The 9604-nt window shown below is 29.3% G+C and carries 7 protein-coding genes; 1 reads left to right on the plus strand and 6 read right to left on the minus strand.

The window, feature by feature from the left end:
* Positions 1–15: 15 nt before the first annotated feature.
* The 4 genes from GXK56_RS23370 to GXK56_RS23385 all read right to left on the minus strand — a co-directional run bounded on the left by GXK56_RS23370 (position 16) and on the right by GXK56_RS23385 (position 4805).
* Positions 16–927: a hypothetical protein gene (locus tag GXK56_RS23370; RefSeq protein ID WP_160691982.1), complete on the minus strand. Its 912-nt coding sequence runs from the start codon at positions 925–927 to the stop codon at positions 16–18.
* A gap of 510 nt (positions 928–1437) precedes the next feature.
* Positions 1438–2331, minus strand: coding sequence for an AraC family transcriptional regulator (locus GXK56_RS23375; protein ID WP_160691984.1), 894 nt, complete (start codon positions 2329–2331; stop codon positions 1438–1440).
* Positions 2332–2635: 304 nt separating this feature from the next.
* Positions 2636–3511, minus strand: a complete 876-nt coding sequence (locus tag GXK56_RS23380) for a helix-turn-helix domain-containing protein (protein WP_160691986.1) — start codon at positions 3509–3511, stop codon at positions 2636–2638.
* 223 nt (positions 3512–3734) lie between these two features.
* A complete protein-coding gene (locus tag GXK56_RS23385; protein ID WP_160691988.1) occupies positions 3735–4805 on the minus strand; it encodes a GNAT family N-acetyltransferase in 1071 nt (356 codons plus the stop codon).
* Positions 4806–5246: 441 nt separating this feature from the next.
* Here GXK56_RS23385 and GXK56_RS23395 point away from each other — a divergent pair, with 441 nt between their 5' ends.
* Positions 5247–6455, plus strand: a complete 1209-nt coding sequence (locus GXK56_RS23395) for a GGDEF domain-containing protein (RefSeq protein WP_160691990.1) — start codon at positions 5247–5249, stop codon at positions 6453–6455.
* A gap of 99 nt (positions 6456–6554) precedes the next feature.
* Here the strand turns inward: GXK56_RS23395 and GXK56_RS23400 are convergent, their stop codons facing one another.
* Both GXK56_RS23400 and GXK56_RS23405 read right to left on the minus strand, forming a co-directional pair.
* Positions 6555–8150, minus strand: a complete 1596-nt coding sequence (locus GXK56_RS23400) for a peptide chain release factor 3 (RefSeq protein ID WP_160691992.1) — start codon at positions 8148–8150, stop codon at positions 6555–6557.
* A gap of 415 nt (positions 8151–8565) precedes the next feature.
* Positions 8566–9516, minus strand: coding sequence for a glycerophosphodiester phosphodiesterase (locus GXK56_RS23405; RefSeq protein WP_160691994.1), 951 nt, complete (start codon positions 9514–9516; stop codon positions 8566–8568).
* Between the last annotated feature and the right edge of the window lie 88 nt (positions 9517–9604).

The following is a 9604-nucleotide window of genomic DNA, read 5'->3' on the forward strand; positions in this document are numbered from 1 at the left end:
TTATAGGAACATTCATTAATTAAAAGTGAATGTATTTAACATTTCATGCAACCTTGTTCCATAACCTTCCTCTGCCCCAACAAAATAATTTATTTCAACTAAATATACTACATTGTTTTTTTCTGTAAGATAATATTCACAAATTCTTGAGTTATACTTATTGCCTTCTTTAATTACCAATCTTTCTGCTTTATATCCTTCTTTGCCTATTGTTATATTTTGAGGAACAGCTTCTTTAGTTGCTTGATGAATCAAACCTTTCATTACTTCTTCTAAAGACATGCCATCAATTTTAGATACAGCTAAAAATACATTAGGATACTTACTAGTATCTGCATTTGGCGCCATATAGGAATCTACGCCTTCAGCATTTTCAAATTTAAATCTATTTTTATCATAAGTAATTGTATAACCTAAATTACTTTTATTAACTTCAGTATCTATTTTCTCTTCTGTTCCTTCAATTATTACTTTATTATTATCTTGATTATTCTTAGAGTTAGCTTCAGGCTTCTTCGCTTTTGAACTCCCAGAAGCATCCTTATTCTTTTCACTTGAATCAACCTTTTTAAAGGTAATATTTCCACTTGCATCATCACCAGATAAAGTAAAAGTATAAGTTCCCTTATCAGTTATCTCAAAGGTAAATTTGCTACTTCCAATTAAGTTTCCTTCATATGGAACCTTTTTATTATCCCCTTCTACCTTTATTGATGCATTTCCTTCTTGTAGGTTCATTATTGTCTCTATAGTGTCTCCTGCCTTTAAATCTAAGCTCGCCGATATTGGTTTACTTAAGTTTTTAAACTCATACTCAATAGTGTTTCCTGTAATATTTTTATTTACTACATGCTGAAAATTATCCCCACAGCCAGTAAAAAGCAACAAAATCGTTAGGTTTATAGCTCCAATAATAAACTTTTTCATATTTGTTACCTCCATATATCAATATTGCCCAAATTTATGAATTTATATCACACATTAATTAATTTTATATTATGTACGTATTTCTATTTCTGAACCAATTCATGAATCCAAAAACAAAGCCAATGATATCGTATACAAAAGCAAAAAAATTCATATGTTACTACATACTATGTATCCAATATACTATATGCCACACTTAGACCAAGACTGACAATCTTATAATTTGATTAATATTATTATGATGTTGGCTGAATTTTATGCTGTAAGCACTCATTAGTAAAGAAATTTTAGACTTATTGCAAGTAAGAAAACCTTATTGTAAAATATTTGTTGTTTTAATATATTATAACATCTATATTTACAATATACAATTTATAACTATAGTGGATATATAGCCCATGAAATATAGGGAAGCCTAAGCTCCCATATATTTCAAAGTATTTATCGAGTATATGTTATTCACATAATCTATTGTAATATTTATCTAGTAACCTCTTTATTGCAAATAATCTATTTCTTCACTATAGGATACCATAATTCAATAGATCCATATTCTTCTGTGCCACCATAAATTTCAAAGTTTGCTCCCTCTGCTCTTTCGTAATTAGCAGTTGGTAACCATTCACTATAAAATCTCTTTTGCAATGAAGTTAAAACTTTAAAAAATTCCTCTCCCCACTTAAACTTTTCTGAAGAAAAAATCACATAAGTTTGTGAAGGAATGTGGACAGTTTTATATCCTTCTGTTTTACTATTTTTTGAAACAAATGAAAATAGCATATAAGGAAATGTATTTTCTTCTGTTTTGCAATAATACTCTGCTGCATGAATCTTACACGAATTTTGTGGTAAAAAGCTTGGCACATCTCCTGAGTTAGAAAACAGCCTATCATATTCACCATTTTTTTGACACTCTTCCCAAAATTCATTTGGTTTTAAATACCCTTCCTCCCCTTTCAATGATGAGATAGTTTCAATACCAAAGATATCAAAACCTTCCTTAGTTTCAATTCTGTAGTCCATTTCTTTTACTCCTTTAATTGAAATTTGAAAGGAAATTTTAGGATAAGCTTTTAATTTTACTCCAGCTTGTCTTGCTTCTTTTGGTGTCAAACCATGTAATGACCCAAAAGCTCTTGCAAATGACGTTCCTGAATCATACCCATACTTCATAGCTATTTCAATTATCTTAAGGCTAGTATTCTGCAAATCCAGTGCTGCCTGGGTCAATTTTCTTCGTCTAATATATTCAGCCAATGGAATATCTGTAATGAAAGAAAACATACGTTGGAAATTATAAGATGAGCAACAAGCTTTAGCTGCAACTAAATTTAAATCAATTTCCTCAGTTAAATTTTCTTCAATATAATCGATTGCTGAATTCATTTTAACAAGCCAATCCATATTAATCCCTCCTTGATTAAAGAATAACTCATATGACTTTTTGATTCGCAACATTTTATGCACAATATTATCTATACTAATTTAATCTTAATCTTTATTAAGAATGAATTTCCGTAAAATTATTACATGTAACTTGAATTATATAACAAATTTAGAAACTAAAAAAGACTATGAAGTTTTTAACTTAAAATATCCTTCTTCATAGTCTTCTTATATTTGAATTATGAGTGTGAATTTATAGATTTTCACAAAAGTTTATCTTTAAAAATTAACATACATTATTATATAAACCCACATTGCAAAATTATTTTATAGAAATATAATAATTCACAAGACTTTCCTTCTCATTAATAATCTCATAATCAGAAGTTTCAGCAAGTTCAAACCCAGAATTAGGTAACCAAATACCATCAATATAATCATATACTGGTTGATTTAAAATTTCTCCATTTAGAGTATCATTCTTTAAATCAAGAGTAAAAACAGCATATTTCCCTTGTGGTATTAACTTTTTGACCATGCCTTCAGGAATACTTTCACACTTGGATACTTCAACACAATAATAATAAGTATAGTTAATTTTATCATCTTCTTTGATTATATCTATGGGATCATAATCATATACTGCATAATAAATATCTTTATCTATCCTATTTTCAATGCTATCTGCTATTTTCATGAATTCGCTTTGTACTTTTGCTAATAGTCCATATTTAATATTTTCGCTTTGATTTATTTTTCTAGATATACCTAGAAGCATTTTCTCATCCTTGCAAATAATTTCTGGTTTCAATATTACCATCCCACTTTCATTTTTTATTGAAAGCAAATTGATCCTTTCAAATAAATTCGGCTCTACATTAGTTTTCCGAAAACTGCTTGGCGGCGCGCCATAAGCCAATTTAAAAGTTCTCGTAAATACCTCATGTGATTCAAAACCATATTCAAAAGCTATATCAGTTATGCTACGCTTTGTAGTTACCACATCAAATACTGCTTGACTCAACTTTCTTTTACGTACATATTCTTTCACAGAACAACCAATAATAGCTCCGAAAACCCTATAAAAGTGTGGAATTGAATACCCTGCAACTTTTGCTATTTCATCCAACTCAACTTTACCTTCCAAATTATCTTCAATATAGTCGATTGCTTTTTGTAGATTGATATAATAACTCAAATAATAACCCTCCCTTTTGCTTTCTATATTAATCATACATTTGTGAGAGGATAAAAACTTGATATTTCTTATCATCTTTTATTGATAATATATCCACCATTTTTATTTTTCAAGTACACTTAATTTTTTATTCATCACTACTAGCTTTCCTTATAACTCTTTCAGCTTTTACTTCCAAGCTATATGTTAAGGGGCAAAATGACCTCATATAAAATATTTTAATTTACTGACTACAACAAATATTTCCATTTAGAAAATCACTCCAAACTTGACCACTAAAATTGGAACATAAACCATGATGTTGAAAATAAGCAATATCATTTTTAAATCTTGAATAATCTTCTATAATTTTTTTCTGTTTCATATTAGACATAATATTTATAGTTTTTTCAACATTATTGGCTTTTATATAACAGTAAAGACATTCCCATATCAAACTTTCCTCAGTTTTTGATGCATTTTCTAAGTATTCTCCCCATTCATACCATTCAGCTTCAGATAAGTCCTTTAAATTCTCAATTGGTGGATATGATGAAAATGAATAATACTCATTACTATACTTAAACCCACGTTTTTCCGCAATTCTTCTCGAACCTTTATTAGAATCTACACAAAGCCATTCAATTGTTTTATATCCCTTAGCAAAACAATCTTTGATAGTTGCAGAAACAACTGCTTCCCCAAAACCTTTATGCCTATATCTTTCATCTGTCTGTATACCAATTGCTATTTTATTGTCATAACTACAATCACTTAATGACCAGCTTACAATTACCTTGTCATTATGAATGAAATACCCTGTTCCGTACTTTTTAAACATTTCATCATCTCCCCAGTTTTGAGCCCATTCAAGTACTTTATCTGAGTTTTCATAAGTGCTTTCTTTTAATAAACCTATATCTACTTTTTCTATTATAAATCCATCCATCAAAGTCAAATTACATTCATTAAACTCCTCAACAGATAATATATAATGCCTTCTTTTATATTTTCTAATAAATGAATTCTTATGAAGAGTTGGTATTACCTCCATCCATTCCTTTGTATCAGGTGTTAACTGATCCCAAAAGTCTAGTTTTGAGGAAACTTGAGAATTAAAAATCTCATCATTAGAACTGCCTGCAACTAAGTTACATTCACTGGTTTTTATTAATGCTGCTGTTGAATTATCAATGTTATTTACATATATCTCACCAGGCATAATTCCATTTATAACAGAAAAAACAGATATTTCATTTTGTGATTTAATTAAATGTGCTATTTTGCTATATTCCTTACTCTTTAATTTAAACATCCAAATCCCCCTTATATTTATTTAAAATCATAATAATTTTGAATCCTATTTCCACTTAATAAAATTATAAATACAGATGTAAAAGTATTCAAAAGAAACAATAATTATAATTATTTTTTCCTAAAATCTTTACCTATTCATTCTTATATTTTTCACATTCCCATATTCAAGTAAACATTTTTATAAATAGCTTTTGAATGTGGTTTTAATAGCGAATCTAACTTTGCTATTACCTTTAAAAAATATACTAATATGAGCCCTAGAGAATTTAGAAATGTATCTTTTTAATATTAAAGGTTTCATTAACCTGAGCGAAAATTATTATATATTCTTTACCGACAAATTAGCTTTTCAAGTTACATATATATCATAAATTTTTAGCTGGGAATTTGTGATTGCCACCAAAATTCTATCTACCTAAATTAAGGGGGACTAACTAAAGTGAAGATTACTTTTAAAACGGTTTTATCATACATTACATACGCTCTTATTCTTTTCGCATGTTATTTTTTAATAAAGAAACTCCCTTCCTTTACTCTCCCTGTTATCCTTGTTCTAAAATACTCTTCATTAATTATATTTGGAATAAGTGTTATCTTAAGCATTCGTTTTAATAAGGGGAGGATTTTTCTTATAACCTTACTTCTTACTTTGTGCCAATTAAATTTAACCTTTTATGAAGAATTATCATTAAGTGAAGCCATATATACTCAAGTTTTATATCCCGTACTGTGTGTATTAATACCAGTTAATATTGCTGCAATATCACTACTTAAGGAAAAAGGTATATTTTCATTATGGGGTAAATTACGTATTTGCCTAATATTAATTGAATTCCTTGGAATTTATGAAATTTCTGCAAATGCTAATCCTTCAATACAGAAATTATTATCATATAAGTTTATAGAGATTCCTGTTGAAAATATTATCATAAATCAAGCAACTCTATTAACCTTTTTGTTAATAATAGCATTATTTATAATAAAAGCTTACTTAAAAAGAAGCTCATTTGAAGTTAGGTTAATAGGTGTTATTATTTCTGTTTTTGCTGCCCTTATATATATTGAGAATAAAATATCTTTTTCAATATTTTTAAGTGCTGCTGGTTTAATGTTAATCATAAGCATCATTGAAGATTCTTATTCCATGGCTTATTTAGATGAGCTTACAGGCATTCCTTCCCGCCGCGCCCTTAGAGAAGATTTAGCTAAGCTTGGAAATAAATATGTTATTGCAATGACAGATATTGATTTCTTTAAGAAATTTAATGATAAATATGGACATGATGTTGGAGATGATGTATTAAAACTAGTAGCTTCTAATTTAGCCACAGTTGCTGGTGGTGGAAAAGCCTTTCGTTATGGTGGCGAGGAATTTACAATAATCTTCCCTGGAAAATCACTAAACGATGTAATGCCACATTTGGAAAGCCTACGTGAACAAATTTCAAAATGCGGCTATACCAGAAAATCTACAAAAGGAAAAGGTTCAAAATCTAAGTCTAGCAGCTCAGGACAATTATTTGTTACTATAAGTATAGGAGTATGTGAAAAAAGTAGTAAATTTAAAGACCCTGAAGAGGTAATGAAGGGTGCTGACAAGGCACTTTACAGAGCTAAGAAAAAAGGAAGAAACTGTGTGAGTAAATAATATTTAACGTATATATAAATAAGGACTAAGATTAAAATCATAATATGTCTTAACCTTAGTCTTATTAATTATTCTTTATATTTTAAAGTATATAAAATCTTATTCTTCACTCTTTCCAACGTCAGAAAGTACTAATCCCTTATTATGCTCTAAAGCCCAGCTGATACCCCAGTCATTTTGGAATATAAGCAGATTTCTGTCTTTAAGGTCTTTAACCTTTCTAGTATCTGAAGTTAAGTTTAATGAATCCATGTCAACATCTTTGTTTTCGATCCATCTTACATATCTGTAAGCTAATCTATCCATTTTAACATCAACATTATATTCATTATTTAATCTATATTCAAGAACTTCAAATTGAAGTACACCAACAACTCCAACGATGATTTCTTCCATACCTATATGGATTTCTTTAAATACCTGAATAGCTCCTTCTTGAGCAATTTGAGTAACACCTTTTATAAATTGTTTTCTCTTCATGGTATCAGTTGGTCTTACCCTTGCAAAATGTTCTGGTGCAAAGGTTGGTATTCCTTCAAATTTAAACTTATTGGATGACATACATAATGTATCTCCAATTGAGAATATACCTGGGTCAAATACACCAATTATATCTCCTGCATAAGCTTCTTCAACAATTTCCCTTTCCTCTGCTAGAAATTGTTGTGGTTGAGCAAGTTTTATCTTCTTGCCACCTTGTATATGCATAACTTCCATTCCTTTTTTAAATTCCCCAGAACAAATTCTCATAAAGGCAATTCTATCTCTATGTGCCTTATTCATATTTGCTTGAATCTTAAATACAAAAGCAGAGAAATCCTTATTCATAGGATCAATTTCTCCTATGCTTGAGTTTCTTGGAAGTGGTGATGAAGTCATTTGTAAGAAATGCTCTAAGAATGGCTCAACACCAAAGTTAGTTAAAGCAGATCCAAAGAATACTGGTGTTAATTCACCATCTCTTACCTTTTTAAGATCTAGCTCATCTCCAGCTATATCTAAAAGCTCAATATCCTCCATAAGTTTTTCATGAAGTGGTGCTCCAAGAAGGTCTTTAAAGATTTCATCATTAACATCACCTTCAGTTGCTTCAACTTCAGTTTGACCATGATTTCCACCATTAAAAGCTAAAACTCTCTTATTTTGTCTTTCATAAACACCTTTAAATTCTTTACCAGATCCTATTGGCCAGTTTATTGGATAAGTCTTAATTCCAAGTTCACTTTCAATATCATCAAGTAAAGTAAATGGATCTTGAGCTTCTCTATCCATCTTGTTTATAAATGTAAATATAGGAATTCCTCTAAGTGCACAAACATGGAATAACTTTCTTGTTTGATCTTCTATACCTTTAGCAGCATCAACAACCATTACAGCACTATCAGCAGCCATAAGCGTTCTATATGTATCTTCTGAGAAGTCTTGGTGACCAGGAGTATCGAGTATGTTTATGCAGTATCCATCGTAATTAAATTGCATAACTGAAGAAGTAACAGATATACCTCTTTGCTTTTCAATTTCCATCCAGTCAGAAACAGCATGCTTAGAAGCTTTTCTTGCCTTAACAGAACCCGCAAGTCTTATAGCTCCTCCATAAAGTAATAGCTTTTCTGTAAGTGTAGTTTTACCAGCATCAGGGTGAGAAATAATAGCAAAGGTTCTTCTTTTTTCAATTTCTTTTATATAATCAGCCAAAGCTAACCCTCCTAATTAAATCAATTAACAATTTACAGCTAACAGTTAACAATTAGAAATAAATTACTACGTAATTTAGAAATTTGTTACATAGATATTATGACCTAATTGTTAATGTTTAATTGCTAATTGTTAATCAAAATATATACTATAATTCTTTACTTTTAATTTAAAAAATTCTATAAGAAAAGTGAAAATGAAAAATATAACTTTTTTCTATTTCACTATTAACTAAAGTATTATATCATATTACCAATCTTCTGTACACTCATGAATTTCACTATAATTTAAATCTGTAATCCATTTATGTAATTTATTTATGCATTAAAACTCATTAAAATTTCTATAGTAACAAAAAACTCCATTGCGCTGGAGTTTTAATAAATCCTAGAGTATTTTCTAATCAACAAAATGATTACTTATGCCCTTCACAATTTTCTCTAACCAAATTCAATAATTCAACTTCATTAGTAATTATACTATCAGCACCTATATTCATTACCTTCTTCATATCATTAGGTTCATTAACTGTATAGGTGTTAACCAATATTCCAGCTTTTTTTATTTCCTTCATATAGTCTTCATTTAAAATACTTGGAAAGTAAGGATGATAACATTCCGCCGAAATAGTTTGCAGATACTTTGGCACATTAAAAAGTGTTGTTTCAGTCAAAGCACCTAACATTATTTTATTATCTCTGCCATCATTAGATTTATTTCTCTGTTTTTCTAATTCCCTTATCTTTTTTAAACTTAAATGATTGAAGCTCGAAATCACAACTCTATCTCTTAAATTAAATTCATCAATAATATTTAACACCTTTTCCTCTAAGTTATTGTATTCAATTACACTATTCTTAAGCTCTAAGTTCAATATTCTTAAATCAGACTGTGAAAAAATCTCTAATAATTCTCTTAAAGTTGGTATTTCCTCTCCATCTTTATTTTTAAAATATTCAACTTCTTCTCTAGTGTATTCACCTATTTTTATTTTATTTCTATCCTCTATGCTTCCATTACTTTTACTAAAAAACTTATTTCCCTCACCTATATCCAAATCAACTTGTCTTGCTTTTGAATCTTCCACTTCCCCTAAGGCATCAGTTTTTAAAGCTTGAACTCTTGGTACACTCTTAGTTCTAAATATTTTAAGTTCATCTAAAGTATAGTCCTTGACAAATCCGTGACCATTGGTAGTTCTATCTAGGGTTTCATCGTGAATTAAAATCAATGCACCATCCTTAGACATTTGAACATCCGTTTCAATACCATCTGCCTTATATTCAATCGCCTTTCTAAACGCCAACATAGTATTCTCATCAAACTTACCGCTATATCCCCTATGTGCAATATTCAAAATTCCCAAATCAATTCCCCCTTTATTTTTTAATATAACTATTAGGTTGTTGAATAACTAATTTTTACAAATGGTTATTCAAGAAAATATTCTTAGG

This window comes from Clostridium sp. C2-6-12, assembly GCF_009928485.1.
Classification (GTDB): Bacteria; Bacillota; Clostridia; order Clostridiales; family Clostridiaceae; genus Clostridium.

Excerpts from the sequence above, each read along its gene's own strand:
- GXK56_RS23370 (WP_160691982.1), bottom strand. The coding sequence starts at position 927 with ATGAAAAAGTTTATTATTGGAGCTATAAACCTAACGATTTTGTTGCTT.
- GXK56_RS23375 (WP_160691984.1), bottom strand. The coding sequence starts at position 2,331 with ATGGATTGGCTTGTTAAAATGAATTCAGCAATCGATTATATTGAAGAA.
- GXK56_RS23385 (WP_160691988.1), bottom strand. The coding sequence starts at position 4,805 with ATGTTTAAATTAAAGAGTAAGGAATATAGCAAAATAGCACATTTAATT.